The 16,711-nt window shown below is 33.4% G+C and carries 21 protein-coding genes; 16 read left to right on the top strand and 5 right to left on the bottom strand.

Annotated elements, in window-relative coordinates:
* Positions 1–18 precede the first annotated feature (18 nt).
* Positions 19–711, bottom strand: coding sequence for a hypothetical protein (locus M5A78_RS00975; protein WP_248733416.1), 693 nt, complete (start codon positions 709–711; stop codon positions 19–21).
* 195 nt (positions 712–906) lie between these two features.
* Here M5A78_RS00975 and M5A78_RS00970 point away from each other — a divergent pair, with 195 nt between their 5' ends.
* Genes M5A78_RS00970 through M5A78_RS00960 form a run of 3 tightly spaced genes read left to right on the top strand, consistent with a single transcriptional unit; the run spans position 907 to position 2,627 of the window.
* Positions 907–1,371: a GNAT family N-acetyltransferase gene (locus tag M5A78_RS00970; RefSeq protein ID WP_248733415.1), complete on the top strand. Its 465-nt coding sequence runs from the start codon at positions 907–909 to the stop codon at positions 1,369–1,371.
* A complete protein-coding gene (locus M5A78_RS00965; protein WP_248733414.1) occupies positions 1,358–1,624 on the top strand; it encodes a hypothetical protein in 267 nt (88 codons plus the stop codon). Before M5A78_RS00970 ends, M5A78_RS00965 begins: the two co-directional genes overlap by 14 nt.
* A 19-nt stretch (positions 1,625–1,643) precedes the next feature.
* A complete protein-coding gene (locus M5A78_RS00960; RefSeq protein ID WP_248733413.1) occupies positions 1,644–2,627 on the top strand; it encodes a hypothetical protein in 984 nt (327 codons plus the stop codon).
* Between the two features lie 254 nt (positions 2,628–2,881).
* On the opposite strand, the gene M5A78_RS00955 is transcribed toward M5A78_RS00960, so the two are convergent.
* Positions 2,882–3,301 (bottom strand): hypothetical protein, encoded by a 420-nt coding sequence (locus tag M5A78_RS00955; protein ID WP_248733412.1) that lies wholly within the window; start codon positions 3,299–3,301, stop codon positions 2,882–2,884.
* A 180-nt stretch (positions 3,302–3,481) separates the two neighbouring features.
* Here M5A78_RS00955 and selB point away from each other — a divergent pair, with 180 nt between their 5' ends.
* The 3 genes from selB to M5A78_RS00940 all read left to right on the top strand — a co-directional run bounded on the left by selB (position 3,482) and on the right by M5A78_RS00940 (position 8,060).
* The gene (selB, locus tag M5A78_RS00950; RefSeq protein ID WP_248733411.1) at positions 3,482–5,365 is read left to right on the top strand and encodes a selenocysteine-specific translation elongation factor; all 1,884 of its coding nucleotides are present in this window, start codon (positions 3,482–3,484) and stop codon (positions 5,363–5,365) included.
* A gap of 844 nt (positions 5,366–6,209) precedes the next feature.
* Entirely contained in the window at positions 6,210–7,004 is a 795-nt protein-coding gene (locus M5A78_RS00945; RefSeq protein ID WP_248733410.1) for a MerR family transcriptional regulator, read from the top strand.
* A gap of 222 nt (positions 7,005–7,226) precedes the next feature.
* Positions 7,227–8,060, top strand: coding sequence for a CPBP family intramembrane glutamic endopeptidase (locus M5A78_RS00940; RefSeq protein ID WP_248733409.1), 834 nt, complete (start codon positions 7,227–7,229; stop codon positions 8,058–8,060).
* Between the two features lie 343 nt (positions 8,061–8,403).
* Here M5A78_RS00940 and M5A78_RS00935 read toward each other — a convergent pair whose 3' ends face one another.
* Complete coding sequence (locus M5A78_RS00935; RefSeq protein WP_248733408.1) at positions 8,404–8,829, bottom strand: SRPBCC family protein; 426 nt, start codon at positions 8,827–8,829, stop codon at positions 8,404–8,406.
* An 87-nt stretch (positions 8,830–8,916) separates the two neighbouring features.
* Positions 8,917–9,186, bottom strand: a complete 270-nt coding sequence (locus tag M5A78_RS00930; protein WP_406603652.1) for a hypothetical protein — start codon at positions 9,184–9,186, stop codon at positions 8,917–8,919.
* A 156-nt stretch (positions 9,187–9,342) separates the two neighbouring features.
* Here M5A78_RS00930 and M5A78_RS00925 point away from each other — a divergent pair, with 156 nt between their 5' ends.
* The 6 genes from M5A78_RS00925 to M5A78_RS00900 all read left to right on the top strand — a co-directional run bounded on the left by M5A78_RS00925 (position 9,343) and on the right by M5A78_RS00900 (position 12,880).
* A complete protein-coding gene (locus tag M5A78_RS00925; RefSeq protein ID WP_248733407.1) occupies positions 9,343–9,624 on the top strand; it encodes a hypothetical protein in 282 nt (93 codons plus the stop codon).
* Positions 9,625–9,790: 166 nt separating this feature from the next.
* The gene (locus M5A78_RS00920) at positions 9,791–10,195 is read left to right on the top strand and encodes a hypothetical protein (protein WP_248733406.1); all 405 of its coding nucleotides are present in this window, start codon (positions 9,791–9,793) and stop codon (positions 10,193–10,195) included.
* A gap of 176 nt (positions 10,196–10,371) precedes the next feature.
* Entirely contained in the window at positions 10,372–11,031 is a 660-nt protein-coding gene (locus M5A78_RS00915) for a hypothetical protein (RefSeq protein ID WP_248733405.1), read from the top strand.
* Positions 11,032–11,480: 449 nt separating this feature from the next.
* The gene (locus M5A78_RS00910) at positions 11,481–11,750 is read left to right on the top strand and encodes a barstar family protein (protein ID WP_248733733.1); all 270 of its coding nucleotides are present in this window, start codon (positions 11,481–11,483) and stop codon (positions 11,748–11,750) included.
* Positions 11,751–11,883: 133 nt separating this feature from the next.
* Entirely contained in the window at positions 11,884–12,222 is a 339-nt protein-coding gene (locus M5A78_RS00905; RefSeq protein WP_248733404.1) for a hypothetical protein, read from the top strand.
* A gap of 121 nt (positions 12,223–12,343) precedes the next feature.
* The gene (locus M5A78_RS00900) at positions 12,344–12,880 is read left to right on the top strand and encodes a DUF4272 domain-containing protein (protein ID WP_248733403.1); all 537 of its coding nucleotides are present in this window, start codon (positions 12,344–12,346) and stop codon (positions 12,878–12,880) included.
* 248 nt (positions 12,881–13,128) lie between these two features.
* Here the strand turns inward: M5A78_RS00900 and M5A78_RS00895 are convergent, their stop codons facing one another.
* The gene (locus M5A78_RS00895; protein WP_248733402.1) at positions 13,129–13,605 is read right to left on the bottom strand and encodes a hypothetical protein; all 477 of its coding nucleotides are present in this window, start codon (positions 13,603–13,605) and stop codon (positions 13,129–13,131) included.
* Positions 13,606–14,074: 469 nt separating this feature from the next.
* Here M5A78_RS00895 and M5A78_RS00890 point away from each other — a divergent pair, with 469 nt between their 5' ends.
* From M5A78_RS00890 to M5A78_RS00885, 4 genes are all read left to right on the top strand, one after another.
* Positions 14,075–14,653, top strand: coding sequence for a TetR/AcrR family transcriptional regulator (locus tag M5A78_RS00890; RefSeq protein WP_248733401.1), 579 nt, complete (start codon positions 14,075–14,077; stop codon positions 14,651–14,653).
* A gap of 54 nt (positions 14,654–14,707) precedes the next feature.
* Complete coding sequence (locus tag M5A78_RS24655) at positions 14,708–14,833, top strand: hypothetical protein (RefSeq protein WP_264760424.1); 126 nt, start codon at positions 14,708–14,710, stop codon at positions 14,831–14,833.
* Positions 14,834–15,439: 606 nt separating this feature from the next.
* Positions 15,440–15,973, top strand: a complete 534-nt coding sequence (locus M5A78_RS24845) for an HXXEE domain-containing protein (protein ID WP_406603651.1) — start codon at positions 15,440–15,442, stop codon at positions 15,971–15,973.
* 265 nt (positions 15,974–16,238) lie between these two features.
* Positions 16,239–16,448 (top strand): glycine zipper domain-containing protein, encoded by a 210-nt coding sequence (locus tag M5A78_RS00885; protein ID WP_248733400.1) that lies wholly within the window; start codon positions 16,239–16,241, stop codon positions 16,446–16,448.
* Positions 16,449–16,711 lie beyond the last annotated feature (263 nt).

Here is a 16,711-nt window from a genome sequence, read left to right as displayed (position 1 = left end):
ATTATTGTCAGGGGGGGATCAAGGGGTATTTTCTAAGATGATGCGAATTTTATCCGTATGAATTTTAGCTAAATTTTTTGTGGAATATTTGAAATTTTCCATACTTGCCTTTTTAGGAATACCCATATTAACTAACTGATTATCAAGCTTTTCAAGAATAAAACGGGTGTCCTCATCATTTTTTGCTCCACTGGATTCTGCTGCAGCTAAATCAATTTTAGTGCCGTCGTTTAATTCAATAATGTAAAAAAAATCACCTTTTGAGTGACCGAAAAATTGTTTTTCACCATAAACACCTGCTGTAATTTTAATAATATCTTTAAAGCTGTATTCCTTGCCCTGTGGTGAAAGAAAAGAATGGTCTACGATTTTATTATTGGAAACAACTGTAACATTTGTGAGTATTGAATATAGTAAAATGATATTAAATACCCCAAATATAGGAAGAAAAAGTTTCCTGTATTTTTTAAGGAAGACTGAAACTGATTTTCTTATATCATTATTAAAAAAGTAGAAAAAAACAAAGATTATATATAACTCATAAATAAATTCCAATCTTGAAGCAGGGTATTTAGTAACCCACATAATATAGTCACTAGTCGTAAAAAGTGAAACTTGAATAAATGAAATGGATATTAAAATACCTATTGTTACAATTAAAAGAGCAATAAATGAAAGTATTTTCAAAATAACAGATAGTAATGTTCTCAAACTTACAACTCCTAAACTTTATCGAACTTATGAAGATTATTATTTAAATCTTCAATAATTATATTTTCACTTTAATTTAATAGTAACAGATAAATCAAATAACAAAAATATACATTTTATAAAAAATTAGGGTGTTCCTTAAAAAAAGAACTGAGGGATGCTGGGAGAAGGTTACTAATAGAAGGGAATATTAGCATGATAAAAAAGTTTGATTTTCAAAATATGAATCTAGTTAGGGCTCTGTTTAATCTGCAAAGAGCATCCTATCTCGTTGAAGCAAAATTAATCAATTTTTTCGAAATCCCCCCGCTAAAGGAGTCTATGGAGGAGCTTATAGAAAGTCGCGAAACCTTTTTCGGATATTTTATAGGGGAGGAGTTGGCTGGTGCCATCTCCTTTACAAACGACAATAATGAACTGACAATTTGCCGGATGGTTGTCGATCCCAATCATTTTCGCAAGGGAATTGCACAAGCTTTATTGAAGTTTATCGAAAAAGAACATCCGGATTTAACAATGATGAAAGTTTCAACCGGAAAGGATAATGCTCCTGCCAAAAGTTTTTATTTGAAAAATGGCTTTATATTAGTAGGTGACCTTGAGGTGGTACCAGGTTTATATATTAGTAACTTTGAAAATAGAAAGAATGAACCTAGATGATAGTACAAGAGCCAACAACATTCTCGCATATTATTATGCCAAACGTTGTCTGTCAGTTAGTATAGACAACCAGATTGAGCCGTTTTATTTTATTTATGCATATGAGGCATTAAGCCGAGCCAATGCTTTATTAGGTCGTCATGATTTATCTAAAGGGCAAGTTGAACAAGCAAATGAATTTGCACACAAAGTTAAAGATAAAAAATCAAAAGAAATGCTGATAAAGGATTTGCAAATGATAGATTTCCTATAAAGTATGAGAGGAGAAAAGGATGGACGAGTCCAAATTCTATGCTTATTGTCTACAGGGGGATGTAACCGCTGCCTATGAGTACCTTCGCTCGATACCGAATAAAAGTAAAAAATATCAGCAGTTAGAATCCAAGTATTATCACCGTTTTTTTGGCGGAAAGCCAATTTATCGGTTTAAAACGGACGACCCCTGGATTAGAAAAGTTTTATTGGCTTATTTTCAATACTTCACTTCCGTATTAACCGGAAAGAATGTCGAAGAAGTGGAAACCCGACTTGTACAGTCGTTAGTGGGATTAATTTCGGATAAAGATTTTATCGACAACCTCGATTTAATCGAAGAGAAATTAGAGAGAATTTTTCAAGAAAAGGGCTATCGCTTCTTAGGTGGTGTGACGTCTCCGTTCAGAGGTCCCTATATTTGGAAGATAACAGATAAAAAGAACTTTATGGTTGAGCTACCACACCAAACAGTGGAGGTTACGGTTTACTTCTTAAGTAATTTCATTATGCAAAGCTGGATCCATTTTGCTACCTTTGGTGAAAAATTTGCCGGTGGCTGGGCTAAAGAAGATGGACTTTATTATGTTAATGAAAGTCCTAAGAAAAAGAGAACAAAACTTGATAGCAGTGAGTTTCAAGTCAGTTATTTAAAGCATGAGGCCCAGCATATTAGTGATTATTCTCGCTTCCCAAATTTGCAGCCAAAAGATTTGGAATACCGTGCCAAGCTGGTTGAACTAATTTATGAATCGAAACCGATTAGATTACTGAAGAAATTTTTTTATGAAGCTAAACATGACCCGAATTTTCCCCATCCCTATTCTTCCTATATCCTAATGACAAGATTGTCTAAACTGGCTTTTGGAATAGAAGAGATTCAGACCCTTGAAAATTGGAAGTCTGTGGATTCTGCATTGATTCGAAACTGGGCTTGCAATTTATATAATGGGCATACAGAACAACTCATAGTAAGTGGTGAAGGTACAGTGGGAGTCATCTAGTCTCCTTAAGAAATGACCAAAATTTGAAAAAACATCATCTTCGGTTGAGGATGGTGTTTTTTTAAACTTCATTCATGTTAAGCCAAAAAGGTTTGAATAACCCACCAAACATTTAAGTCTAATATGAGGACTGTAAATCCTGTTGTAAGGACAGTAGTCAATGGTTTGTTTGTGAGTACATCCGCTAATTCCTTCTTTTGTGTGAAGTGAATGAATGGAAAAATAAAAAACCAGAAGCAAAGTTCTGGTTTTTGTTATTTTGCTGGGTTTTCTTGTAGGAACCTAGTTAGTTCATTTAGGTTCTTAGATTGATAAACAACGCCATTATTATCAAAGAGAATGTAGGCTGATTTACTCTTAACGGAAAGCTTGGGATAAACTTTTTGAGCCATTTCTTTTGTAGGTAAGCTCAAAATGTTCTTGACATTTTTGATGATTTTTTGGTCTTTCTCAATGGGTGTTTTGTCATCCTCTTCACCAATAACCAGAAGAGAATAGGACTGGGCATTCTCAGCTAACAAATTCGGGTATGGAAAAGTGGAGTCTGTTTTCTGTTCAACGGTTTGTTTTAGTTTTTCAGGTGTTTGCTTTACTTCGTTTTTCTTTGGCTCGCTGTTCTGACAAGCTGCTAAGAGAATTAAACTTGCTATCATTGACCAAACCATCTTTTGCATATGCAATCTTCCTTTGTTGTAAAAATGTTCTTTTAATAAACATAGCACACTAATGAAAACTATGGACGTGATGAATGTGGAGGAATCGTGAAAAGAAAGCATTGTCTAAAAATGTTCTCTTGAACAAATGAGTCATAAAGGCTACAGTAGAATGGTAGAACGATTAAGAAGGTGGCAATCTTGGAAAAACGATATTTTACGATTGGCATGGCGGGACATATTGACCATGGGAAAACGTCGTTAACTAAAGCGTTAACAAATGTCGATACCGACCGGTTAAAAGAGGAAAAAGAGCGGCAAATCTCGATTGAACTCGGTTTTGCTCCGTTATATGAAGATACTGAAATTCAAATATCTGTTATTGATGTTCCAGGACATGAACGCTTTATCCGGCAAATGATTGCCGGAGTTGCCGGAATCGACCTGGTTGTATTAGTTGTCGCTGCGGATGAAGGCGTGATGCCGCAGACGAAGGAACATCTGGATATCTTAAAATTCTTAGGTGTGAAAAATGGTTTAGTCGCGATTTCGAAAATTGACAGGGTTGACGAAGAATTTATTGAGCTTGTTAAAGATGATATTTTAGAAGAGCTAACCGGCACAGTCTTTGAGGATGTTCCATTTGTACTCGTCGATAGCCTTTCAAACAAAGGTATCGAGGAAATAAAAGAATTAATTATTAAAACATTAAAAGAGCAAGAAATGCGGGATGCAAAGGGGGCATTCCGGCTTCCAATTGACCAAGTGTTTACGGTTAAGGGTCAAGGCACGGTAGTTCGTGGAACCGTATATGAAGGTTCTGTCGAGGAAGGGCAAGCACTAAAAATTATGCCAAAAGGGCTTGAGGTAAGAGCCAGACAGATTCAGGTCCATCATAAACAAGCTGGCAAGGCCTATGCTGGACAGCGGACCGCGATTAACCTTTCGAATGTTTCCAAGGAAGATTTAGAACGTGGGGATGTACTTGTCTCGTCTGAGCATTTTATTGTAACGAAAACATTAGATGTTGCTATTTGTGTAGTCGAGGATCTTGAACATATGGTCAAGCAGCGGATGCCGATTAAGCTTCATATTGGGACGGCAGAGGTAATGGGGCGAATTGTGTTCTTTGATCGTAACGAAATTGAAGAAGAAAATGGTGAAATTCTTTGTCAGCTACGGCTCGAGGAAGAAATTCTTACGAAGCGAGGCGACCGCTTTATTTTACGCAGGCCCAGCCCCCAAGAGACTATTGGTGGCGGCTGGGTGATTGATCCGCGTGGAAATAAGTATCGATTTGGAAATCAAACGATTGAAGAGCTAGAGAAGAAAAAAGTGGGGTCACCTAAGGAACGAATTACAGCTAGTTTGATAGAAGCGAAAACCTTGCCGTTAAACGAGTTGATTAAGCGGACAGCTCTTGATGAAGCAACATTAATTGAGCAACTAAATGATGCGGAATTTTTATTTTACAATGGAAAAGAATATACTCTTCAGCTGTTAATCAATTCTATTGAAGAAGATATTTTTGATCAGTTACAGGATTACCACCTTACTCATTCAATGAAGCCTGGTGTAAATAAGGCAGAACTTTTACAATCTATGCAAAAGAGATTCCCTAAGTCTTTGCTTGATTTTGTGGTTGAAAACGGAATGGAAAAGGGTGTTTTTAAACGCAAAGAGCAATTTGTCTCTCTTGCTGACTTTGTTCCCCATGTTCCGAAAAGCTGGGAGAAGCGAACAGAAAATATGCTCGAGGAATTGAAGAAGGATGGATTAAAGGTACGTTACCTAAAGGACTATTTTTCAAAGGCAGGAATTCCGGAAATTCTAGAATTCGATTTAAAAAGATTTCTGGAAGACCAAGCATTGCTTGTTCAGCTAGATGAGCAGTTTGCCTATCACGGAGAAGTGTTTAGTGAGGCTGTAGATAAACTTCGCAGCCAAACAGGTTTAGAGTTTGAAGTCGGAGATGCGAAAGATGTACTTGAATTATCTCGAAAATACATGATTCCATTTTTAGAGAGATTGGATGCCAAGGGATTGACGAAAAGAGTAGAGAATAAACGAGCTTGGAAAATATAAAAATAAACAGCCTCCATCAATCGGAATAAGTAGTTCCGTTTTCGTGGAGAAACATTTTAAATAGCTTATAAATTAGCATATCAATTAACATAGTTATTGGTATGCTTTTTTGTTGATTTAGCAACATTTATAAAGAAAATTAGTATAAAATCGCATAGCAAATAACCTACCAAATAACAACGTGACAATATCTATTGTCATCGTGTGAATTAGGGTGTTAATTTTATCGGTATTTGCTATATTAATTCTAAGTTCGTTGTGAAAAAAAGGAAGGGTAAATGGCATTTTATGTTAAAATGTTAAAATAGATTGTGAATATTTGAACTTAAACCAACGGGCAGGTTTTTTGAAAAACAATGGAGAATAAATTATAAAAAACCACCTTAAAAATCACCATGTAAGAACGAAATTCCCTTTCATTTTCTGTGGGGAATCCCTGCTTCATAGTTGGCTAAAGGGCAAAAATCCCAACAATTAATTGGAAAATAGTGTTAGAATGGTCAAATATAAGGGGGAGTGTAGCTTTATAAAAAAGATTGATTGTTTAAAACAAAGTTTTAATATAAAGATTGATAATTTGCAATAAAGTTTGATTAAAACATTCAAGAAGATGATATGAATTTGGAAATTCGTATTACCTTCTACTATTTCTTGGAATAATAATTGTAAGAATATTTCAGTATTCGATAATTTAAAGAATGGACAGGATGGAGGACTGCAGGTATGAATGTAAAAGATGTGATACCTAACTTAGTTATTATAATAAAACCTATTTTATTTTTTTCGACGTACTGAAAATATGAAATATCATAAAGAATATGTAGTAATGATAAAGGAGGGTATAATGTACACAGTTGGACAAGTAGCTAAATTTTTAAATGTTTCTAGAGATACCTTAAAATTTTATGAGGAAAAGGAATTAGTAAAGCCTAAGCAAAATAGTGAGAATGGGTATAGAAAATATAATCATTTTGATATATATGATATAACAACAGTAAATTTCTATAGAGAAATAGATATTGAAATAAAAAAAATACAAGAATTAAGAAAAGGTAAGAGTTTAGAGGGAATACAATCATTATTAGAAGAGAAAGAACAAGAGGTTTTAGAGAAAATAGAATATAAAAAACTACTGTTAAAAAAGCTTCAGGTCGTAAAAGAAGATTGCGAAAAAATTAAACAATTTCTAGGTGTATACGCAGTAAAAGAAATGAAGCCTTTAGAAATAAAAGGAGAAATAGAGCATTATACTGCATATGATGAATATGACACTCTAAAAGAAAGCACAGACAGTTTAAAAAAAGCAGTGATTCTCACATCTTTAAGAAGAGTCATACGTTTCAACGAAGAAGGTATTCTTGAAGATAAATTTATCATTGTAAGAAGAGTAGAAGATTGTGATAAAGCAATAGAAGGTGAAATTCTATCTCATCCAAAATGTATTTATACAGTTGTTGAAGATGGAAGATGGTCAACGGGTGGAAAAAATACTGACCATAAAGTGGAAGCTAGTTTAAGAAAAGTAGCAAAAGAAAAAGGGTATGAACTTTTGGGGCTTGTTTATATAAATCTATTACTTACCACTTATGAAGATGGACTTGAACGTATTTTTTTAGAAATTTATGTACCTATAAAGTGAAAATTTAATCAGTGGGGGGCTTTATCTTCCACTGGATATAGGAACACAACTAAAACCTGCACATACTGTTATAACTGGTGGAGAATTATTGCTCATTCATGCGGGGAAAATAATGCAGACATGTATTGACCTGTGAGTAACCCCTAGGTTTATGCTGAAGGTATTCGTAAATATGAGCGTTATGATATTGACGAAATACTTAGTTTGAAGCGGGGGATCTGTATGAGTAGAGAAAAGAAGCTAAAAAAGCCAGTAGCAAGTTTTATTCTACTAACCAATATCATTTTTTTGCCACTTTTTTGTCTTGTAGGGGCCATAAAGATATTGGGATTTCCTACATGGTTTTTTGATGTCGCGCGCTGTATATCAGCTTGGTCTTCAACCTTTGCTTTTGCAATACTATTTAAAAAAATCTATCCTGGGCAGAGTTTTATACATTTTGTTAAAAATAAATTCAAGACTAAACTTAAATTTTCTGTGATCCTTTCTGTAAGTACGATTCAAGCCTTCATATTTATTCTGATTTTGTTTCTCGTATTGAATAATAGTGAAGTAGACTCTATTTTTACTATATCTTCATGGGGAATGCTGTTCTATTACTTTTTAAAAAACCTTCTGTCAGGGCCACTAGGTGAAGAATTAGGGTGGAGAGGTTTTGCTCAAGTCGAGCTTCAAAAGAAGCATTCGCCATTAAAAACTTCGATAATCATAGGATTTTGGTGGGGTATGTGGCATCTACCCATATGGTTTACTACAGGGTTTATGGGCATGGATTTGATCAAATATATTCTATTCTTTATGATTTCAATCGTATCTACTACGATTGTCATGGCAGCATTTTATAATTTAAATCAGACTTTAATCATCCCAATCATCATCCATCAATTCTTTAATTTTTTTATTGGCTTAATAAACGGAAACTTAATCGATTTAATCATGTATAACGCAATTTTTTATTTAGTAGTAGCAGTTTTAATCATCATTATCAATCCAAAGAAAGTATTGTATGGCAAGAAAGCTACAACCATTATTAAAGGAAAGCATTACATGATTTAGTGATAGTTTGTACAGCAATACTTTTCAACTATCGGGTGCTTGAGCTTAATAGGATTCTGCGGAGATCTTTTTTCTTATTCGACTAACGGTCCAGATTAAAAAGTTATAGCGGAAGCTCTTTATCTTGTTACACTAAAGGGAGTTTAGTGCAATAAGGAAAATGACTTATTTATTTCGCATTTCACCTAATATATAGCCCTACTTGTATATCGATATTAAAAATTTGCAACGTCTTTAAGTGAAAAATAAAAGAGTCAGTTTTGGCTGACTCTTTGTTAAGAAAAATATCAATAATTCTATTGCCTTATAAAAATGATTATTTGAGCATCTCTGATTTGCTTTTTTAAATGGTTGCTTGCTCTGCATATTTTTTGAAATTATTTAGAATCGCTTGCCATCCTTGTTGTTGTACCTCAATTGGATTCTCAGTTTCAGCATCAAAAGTTTCAATTACTTCGGTTTCGTTTTCTCGACCTTTAAAAGTGATTTTAACTTTTCTTCCATCGCCCATTGTATAAGCGATAACCTCATGTAACTTTACTTCATCATAAATGCCACCAAAATCGAAACCAAAACTGCCATCTTTGGCTTCCATTCTGGAAAGGAATTTCCCACCTGCTCTTAAATCATTCTCAGCAAATGGTGTGTGCCAGTCATCCGAAGCTGCGCTCCATTCCCTTATATGAGTTGGCTCTGTCCAATATTTCCATACCTTTTCTACTGGTGCTTGAACTGTTGTTGCTACTGTTATTTTTTTAGATGTTTCCATTTCAGATTACCTCCTCATTAAAACGAATATTTTTTGACGGTTTGTCCACAATAGATGCCTGATTATATTGTATGATATTTCTAAATATTAGGCTACTTTTTCATTGGTTGCTTTTACCACCCCTGTACTCCATTTCTTCCCTTTAACTAACCTTGTAACAATGGGTGGCGTGCTATGCCTTAGCTGATACGGATGAATTTTCTTGTTAATGCCCGCTCGTTTTGAAATTCGCTTGATAAAAATTCTTAACTGGGCGATGCTCATTCGATGAGGATGATGTTCAGTTACAAAAATAAAAAGATTGTGAAGAATTGTACTTAAACAAACGGGTGCAAGAGTTAAAGATCCAGCTGCCATTTTTGGTGGCTTTTTTTGTTATTGAACTAAATGGCAGGAGTTGAAGAAAAATGTTATGGAGATTGACACATATATGGAAGGAAGAATATTGATATAATCAACACTATACTGTCATTATTTTTAAAAGAAAATTTGATTCTAGGGGACCTTGAAAAAATGAATTATTTTAAGTTTTTTATTTATCAAGCCTTATTAACTATTATTGGTATAGCAAATGATATTCTGTTTAGATATTATTTAAATGAATTGCCTTTCTTAAATAATAAGTTTATTTCAGCCTCAGTGGAGGCACCTATTAATTTGGTAATACTTTATTTTGTCTTTAAGTTATATGATTTATTAAAAACTAAATTACGATACAAGATTTTAATTCATATAGTTGCTTTTATTTTCGGAGCGGTAGCTTTAGGTTTAACTGGAAGTATAATGGATTTATAAAAATTCATAATCCATAGAAACTATTCTTCTTCAACAATAGGGTGCATTATTTAAAGATCCGGCTGCGGTTCCAGCGGGATTTTTCTTCTTCGACTAAATGGCAGGTTAATTGAATAAGTAACTTATAACAGATAATCACCGTCTATATAAAAAGGGGGAGGATGTCATGAAAAATATACTGCTACTACTATCAATATTGCTTTTACTCTTGGGAGGATGTTCGAACAGTATTTTCGAAAATGATACTACAATTACAAGTATTGAAATTATGAAATTCGCAAGTGAGTCACCAAGTCCTGAAGAATACAGAAAGCAAGAAGGAGAAATTATTTCAGTCATTAAATTGGAAGAAGAAATAAAGCGAATTATTAATTCCACTAAAAGAGCAAAACAAGAAAGCACTGAAAACAGTAATATTGCATTGCCAAATCATTTAATCATATTTAAAGAAAAGGAAGATGTAATCCTAACACTTGGCTATTATCCCAATATTATTAATTCAAAAGATAAATTCCTTGATATTAGTAAAGATAAAATGTATGTAACTGACGCACTGAATTTAATTGAGTAAAAATAAATATCCAAACTGTCTTGTTAAGCTAACGGGGTGCTTTTATTTAATACCGGAATACTTGGCGATCCTTTTTATTCTAGAATTGGATGAGGTTAATCATAATGCAATCTGCATTTGTTTCAATGTGTTAGTTGGTTTAAATGAGGTTAGATACAAATTAGGAGGTATTATAGTTGGCGTGGTTAAAGGGAGGTCCATTCCTTGAGGTAAGTTTTTTCTTGGCAATAAAACAGGATCTAATAAGAGAAATAATAGATAAACTATCTGATGTCCGCACAAAAATTGAAGTAATTGATAAAAATATAGAAGAAATAATAAATAATTTTAATGAAGGTTGTCCATATGATCCAGACTCACCTGAATCAGTAATTATTCATAGTGTGGATTTAAGGACCATTGTACACTTGCCAAGGAAACGTAAAGCTACTTTACATATAAAACAGGTATCTTCTAATGCTATCTTAGTTAACTTTTGGTTTTTTGGGAGTAGTTTTGATGCTCCTGAATGGAACCAAGTAGGGATAAAAGAAAATGAATTATCTGATTTCACTTTCTTTTTGGAAGACCTCTTCGAGACATTCGACTTTAAGATTGGTGGAATAGCTATAGAGGAGGATATACTTCAGATATTTGAATATGATGAGACTTATCCAAATGAATGCTATAAATTTGAAAACATTAACCTAAAACAGCATCCTTCATTTCCTTCATATTTTTATAATGTAATATGGAATGAAAAATACCAAAAGTTAGATGATATTCCCTTTAACTATCAAAGGATTAATAAACAGGGAATTATGATAATGTTATCAACTAAATATACTGAGTTTTAAATGGATAAATTTTAACGAGTCTTTACTCTAAAATTGAGCTGGTATTTCTTATTCATCTAACGGTGGCTTGAGTTAAACAAAGGGTTGCTGCTGCGGCTCTTTTTCTTGTTCCACTCCCTCAGTTTAGTGAAAGAAGGAAAAAATTCTACTAAGGCTGAATTTATAAATAATTAGTTAAATAGTGAGGTGTCTTTTTAATGCTTTACGAAGTAAGAATATGGGGTAAAGACTTAAAATGTGATGTCTGTTTTGAAAACCAATGGTTTAAAAGCACACTTAAAACAGAACTTGTAAGTGAGGAAAACGGCTGGGAATATAACAAAGAAGTTAGATATATGTTTGAATGTAAAAAATGCGGTAATTGTAGGATATTTGGGAAAGTATCTAACGAAGATAACATTGAAGATGTGAAAATAACTATTAGTCCTATATTGGAGGTTCCTCCAATTATATCCATTGATGTATCAAATATAAAAAAGTCAAAAGAGTTACATTTACTACTCAAAGAAAAGCTTGAGTTCCCAGACTTTTATGGGGAGAATTGGGATGCTTTTTGGGATGCAATTACAGGGCTTGTTGAGTTGCCTGATAAATTGGAGTTTATTGGATGGGCAAAGTTACAAAAAAAGTTGCCACGAGATGCAACAATAATGAAAAAGTGCTTGGTAGATTATAATAAAGAATCTTATGTGAAAAAATGTGAATTCATTTTCAACTAACGGTGTTTGAGTTAACAGCAGGGGGTGCGGCGGCATCCTTCTTTTTATTGAACTAAAGGGCAGTTTACTTCAAGAAGGAATTTAACAATTCAATGAAGAAATCAATGGATTATGCCATTATAGGAGGATTTAAATGTCCAATTTTATAAATGTAAAGGACTTTAAAAAATGGATACTAGAGAAAGATTTAGAGCGAGAAACTATTGAAGGGTTTTGGGAGAATTTTAATAGTTGGAGAGAAGAGTACCCTGAAGAATATGAAGAAACATTTAAGGAAGGCTTTAAATCTGAGAAACTTTCCATTTATATTAATACAGTTTCTTTTACAATTACAAACTATCCAGATGAGGACTTTAATCACGTAGTTTTAAGACTCAATTTTGAGTACGATGATTCAGTGATAGGCGAATATAGAATGGTTTTTGATTATGAAACAGGTGAAGTATTTGATGATATATTTAGTGTGTATTAATTCTGCACCTTTCTTAAGCTAACGGGAGTTTACTTGAATAAGGATTAAAGCTCCTTCTGTAGAACTATTGTTCTAACGATTCAGTTTTTATTGAGAAGACTTCGGAAAAAAGGTGAAGTTTATGGAATTAAATTTCTTTATTGAAAGAGTAACCATTATGGCTGGAATGGTTTATATTGCACATCAAGCCCCGCCTTCTGCTATTAAACGATGGATAGAAGAACAGGGATTATTTCAAAATGTTACAGAGTTTGAAAAGGATATTTTAGAGAAAAGTGAGATCGAAGTTACACCAACAGAGATAATGAGGTTAAAATGGTATGTTGAAAGCCTTTGGGCTTTAGTTTGGGTATTAGGCATAAACAATAATTTTCGCATAAATGAACCCGTAGGCGATAACTTAATCCAAATGGTTCCAGATGTAAGAAAGAAGCAGGATTTTTCTACGTTAGTAGCCAGAACATTTATGAGAAGCGAAAAGAAAATATATGAACAAGTAGATTTATTTTATAGGCTTCATTGGTACTTAGTCGATGCACGATTAAACGGAAAAAAACATAATAAGCTTGACGAAGGCACGATTATGGAAAGAAGAAAAGCACTCGAATGGGTCGTTACTCCTGGTGAAGAATGGGATGAAATAGATTTGAGTACATAAGCCTGGGTTGTTTCACTAACAAGGTGCGATTTTTGAATAGGGAGGATCGCTTTTTCCTTATTGAAGTATCTTGGCAGGTTGAAGAAGGAAAGGTATATATTTTATACAACTTAATGTTAAGGCTACTCTGCTGGGTGGCTTTTTTATTATTAGGCTCTGTTAAATTTTAATGTTGATATTTAAATAAAAAACAAGGGAAACCAGATTAATAAGGTTTCCCACTTCTTTTATGACTAATCTTTTTGTGACTATTGAACTTCTACAACAAATGTATAGGAAATTGTTCCGTTAGTCCATTCTGCTAATACTTCATAGATAAACTTACCTTTACTTGAAGGAACGATTATTTGATTAGCATCTTGTTCGATTTCTTTTTCTATTCCTTTTTCATTCCATAAATAAACTTTAATATCTGGGTTTCCTTCAATCTTAATATCAACCTTTTGATTTGGATTTGTGCTAATTGATTCCATATGCTCTGCCATTTGGTTCGGAGATGCGTGGTCTGTTTGCACAACTTCAGTTCCTAAACCTTTTTTTCTTTCCCATTTATAACCGCCTTTTTCCATCTGATATTCCATACCATTAATAATAATTATTCCAGTATAAGATGGAGGAAATTCACTATCTATGTCTTCAGTTCCTTTATCTACATTATTTGAACAACCCGTTATCAAAAATATAGAGAACACTAATATCATTATAAAAAAATGTTTTAATCTCAAAATATCCCTCCTTTTTTGAATTGACGATAATTTTTTTTAAAAGTTTCACTTCTTTGTCCTTATTCAAACCCATCTTATAAACAATAAACAATAGATTTTGAAGCTTTTTTTAGAAAATCCTTATAGTTTGTGAAGAATTGTACTTAAACTCGGGGGCGTTAGTGGAATAAGGAGCATTAAATTAATCAAACTTTTTTATAAAAAGTAATTCTGAAAAATAAAAAAGAGCCATCGTTTTGATCAATCTTTGTTAAAAACGATGGCTTTTTATATGCAGTGAAATCAAGGATTTAGAGTTATTTTTGATCAAACTTTATTCTAAAGCTACAGATATTTAATACCACTATAAAGATTGTGAAAAAATGTACTTCCACTAACGGAGTAGATTGGTGGTATATGTTGACAGTGATTTAATTTGGTTTATAATTGAGTAAATACTCAAATCTTAAGTCTATCAGGGGTGAATTTATTGGTATCAAAAAAGGATAAGATTGTACAAACTGCATTGGAGCTTTTTACAGAACATGGATTTAAAGCAACAACAACAAAAGAAATTGCATTAAAGAGTGGTGTAGCAGAAGGCCTTATATTCTATTATTTTAAAGATAAAAACGAACTTCTTAATCATTTAATTAGTGAGTTTTCATTTGTTGAGTCAATGTACAAGGAGATGAAGGAACTGTCGGAAATGAATCCCGTTCCAGCTTTAATTCAATTGGGACATTTATATTCCGATTTTTTATCTCGTAATAAAAGTTTTTTGTCATTTATTTGGTCCCCCGAAATGGTACAAAACAAAGATGTAAACGTAAAGGTTGTTGACCTTATTCATTCAATGTCTAAACAAATCAACACGCATCTGACAAGGGCTGTTTCTGGTCCTGTTAAAAAACAGACAATTGAATTAGCAACTTCAATGTTTCTTTCAACCTTATTAACGCATTTTTTAGTTGGGAAAAGAGCATCAGATGAAATCCCTCTTGAAAATGATAACTATATTGAGAGTGTAGTAAATCTTATATTAAAAGGACTTGATATTTCTAATTGAGCATACTATATTTTTTTTGAACGATATTGAGTATTTACTCAGGAGGCGTAATGTATGAATGATTTTATTAAAAAATATGGTCCATGGGCAGTAATAACTGGTGCAACATCAGGAATGGGATATCAATTTGCTCACAAATTAGCTGAACAAGGGATTTCATTAAGTACTAGTTGCACGTGAGGACGGGACTCTTATACAAACCAAAGAAATTATCAGGAATCGATATAATGTTCAAGTGAAAACAGTCGTAACAGATTTATCAACTCCAAATTCTATTTCTGAAATTGAAAAAATCACTCAAACATTAGAGGTAGGGCTATTAATCAACAATGCTGGTTAAAGCATTACCGGAGAATTTCATCGTGAAAATTGGGAGAACCAGAGCAAACTGCTTGAAACCATATTAAAAACCCCTATGGCACTTACACATTTTTGTGTTAATGAAATGGTTAAACGTGGTCGGGGTGGAGTCATTTTAGTTCCGGCCTTATGGAACCAGAAAACGTAGTATCGTCTCTTAGTTATCTTGGCACTAAGACTACCTTATTACCTGGAATGGCAAATAGAATTATTTTTCAAGGCTTAGGAAGATTTTTACCAAAGTATATAAGGTTACCACTATTCGAGAGTCTTATGAAGAAATTCAAAAGATGAAGCAAGGTGGGTTACTGTAACAAATAAATCCCTTAATTTCCACAAAACAGATTCTTTATTATGAGTTACGGGTACTAACGTTGTAATACAGAGTTATTAAGGTAGAAACAAGGTGTAAAGAGGTGTTGATAAATGAACAATATTCAAGTTATTATATGGCTTTTCCCTATACTTTTTATTATTCATGATTTTGAAGAAATAATATTTATGCGAGCATGGATAAGTAAAAATAAAAGTTATTTGTGTGATAGATTTCCTACATTATCAAAAAAGTTACTACATCATTTTGATCATATTACAACATCTGCTTTCGCTTTAGGGGTAGCGGAGGAATTCATTTTAATTAGTATAATTACAGTTGTTTCCTATATGACGAATTGGTATAGTTTATGGATAGGCTCATTTATTGCCTTTACTTTGCATTTGTTAATACACTGTTTACAAGCACTCGTAGTAAGGAAATATATCCCTAGTATTGTTACGAGCGTCATTTGTTTGCCTATTTGTATATATATTATTAAGCAAATAATACAGATATCTACGTTAAATACCATCACTTTGTATTCAATTTTGTGCTTTATTATAATGGTAATCAATATAGGTTTCATTCATAAGGTAATGGCTATATTTAGCAAATGGATAGTCCGATATGAACATCAAAGTTAATGAACATAAACAGAACTTTGGATAATGAACAATATTCTTATTATATGTAACAAAGATTATTCCCTTGTTCAAATAACGGGTACAATAGTTTAAGATCTAGCTGTCATTATGGCAGCTTTTCTTATTGTACAACGTGAAGGATAGTGAAAATTGCAAAGTTTTAAGGACAGATTTAAAATTCGCGTAAATCTGTCCTTATAGGGCAAAATATGTAACGGTATTGTGCTGGCAAGCACTTGCCTATTCTAAATAAGGAGTGAGATGAGTGGCTGATAAAAACGAACGTAACCGTGTCGATAATGATGCTGGCGAAGCGGTAGGAACTGGTGTCGGTGCTGTCGCTGGAGCTGCTTTGGGTTCTGTTCTTGGTCCACTTGGTACCGTTGCAGGGGCTGTTGCAGGAGGAGCGATGGGTAACAAAGTCGGCGAAGGTGCCAATGAGGCTAATGACAGTGTTGCGAACCGAGAAGATTAAACTTTAACCAAAGTGGCACTAAATGAATTGGATTCCCAAAAAGGGAGTCCTTTTTTTATTAAGCTAATTCAGCTTTTTTAGGTAAATTCCCAGTAAGATTGTGAATCAATTCACTTAAAGTAACGGGGGCGATGCTTCAATAACGGAGGATCGCTTTTTCCTTCTTCAATTAACGGTCACGATAGTTCCATATAAAGATGGAATTCATTTCTCTTTTATTCATATTTGACACCTATTGTTCACTTCTTGATCCTTTTAGATTC

Origin of the sequence: Neobacillus rhizosphaerae (genome assembly GCF_937468385.1) — a bacterium.
GTDB lineage: Bacteria > Bacillota > Bacilli > Bacillales > Cytobacillaceae > Neobacillus > Neobacillus rhizosphaerae.
This window is presented reverse-complemented; position numbering and strand designations above follow the sequence as displayed.

Bases quoted from the DNA above. Each gene is read 5' to 3' on its own strand.
- M5A78_RS00965 (WP_248733414.1), top strand. From the start codon at position 1,358: ATGAACCTAGATGATAGTACAAGAGCCAACAACATTCTCGCATATTAT.
- M5A78_RS00925 (WP_248733407.1), top strand. From the start codon at position 9,343: ATGAATTATTTTAAGTTTTTTATTTATCAAGCCTTATTAACTATTATT.
- M5A78_RS24845 (WP_406603651.1), top strand. From the start codon at position 15,440: ATGAACAATATTCAAGTTATTATATGGCTTTTCCCTATACTTTTTATT.
- M5A78_RS00900 (WP_248733403.1), top strand. From the start codon at position 12,344: ATGGAATTAAATTTCTTTATTGAAAGAGTAACCATTATGGCTGGAATG.
- M5A78_RS00930 (WP_406603652.1), bottom strand. From the start codon at position 9,186: ATGGCAGCTGGATCTTTAACTCTTGCACCCGTTTGTTTAAGTACAATT.
- M5A78_RS00945 (WP_248733410.1), top strand. From the start codon at position 6,210: ATGTACACAGTTGGACAAGTAGCTAAATTTTTAAATGTTTCTAGAGAT.
- M5A78_RS00940 (WP_248733409.1), top strand. From the start codon at position 7,227: ATGAGTAGAGAAAAGAAGCTAAAAAAGCCAGTAGCAAGTTTTATTCTA.
- M5A78_RS00920 (WP_248733406.1), top strand. From the start codon at position 9,791: ATGAAAAATATACTGCTACTACTATCAATATTGCTTTTACTCTTGGGA.
- M5A78_RS00955 (WP_248733412.1), bottom strand. From the start codon at position 3,301: ATGCAAAAGATGGTTTGGTCAATGATAGCAAGTTTAATTCTCTTAGCA.
- M5A78_RS24655 (WP_264760424.1), top strand. From the start codon at position 14,708: ATGAATGATTTTATTAAAAAATATGGTCCATGGGCAGTAATAACTGGT.
- M5A78_RS00905 (WP_248733404.1), top strand. From the start codon at position 11,884: ATGTCCAATTTTATAAATGTAAAGGACTTTAAAAAATGGATACTAGAG.
- M5A78_RS00960 (WP_248733413.1), top strand. From the start codon at position 1,644: ATGGACGAGTCCAAATTCTATGCTTATTGTCTACAGGGGGATGTAACC.
- M5A78_RS00935 (WP_248733408.1), bottom strand. From the start codon at position 8,829: ATGGAAACATCTAAAAAAATAACAGTAGCAACAACAGTTCAAGCACCA.
- M5A78_RS00970 (WP_248733415.1), top strand. From the start codon at position 907: ATGATAAAAAAGTTTGATTTTCAAAATATGAATCTAGTTAGGGCTCTG.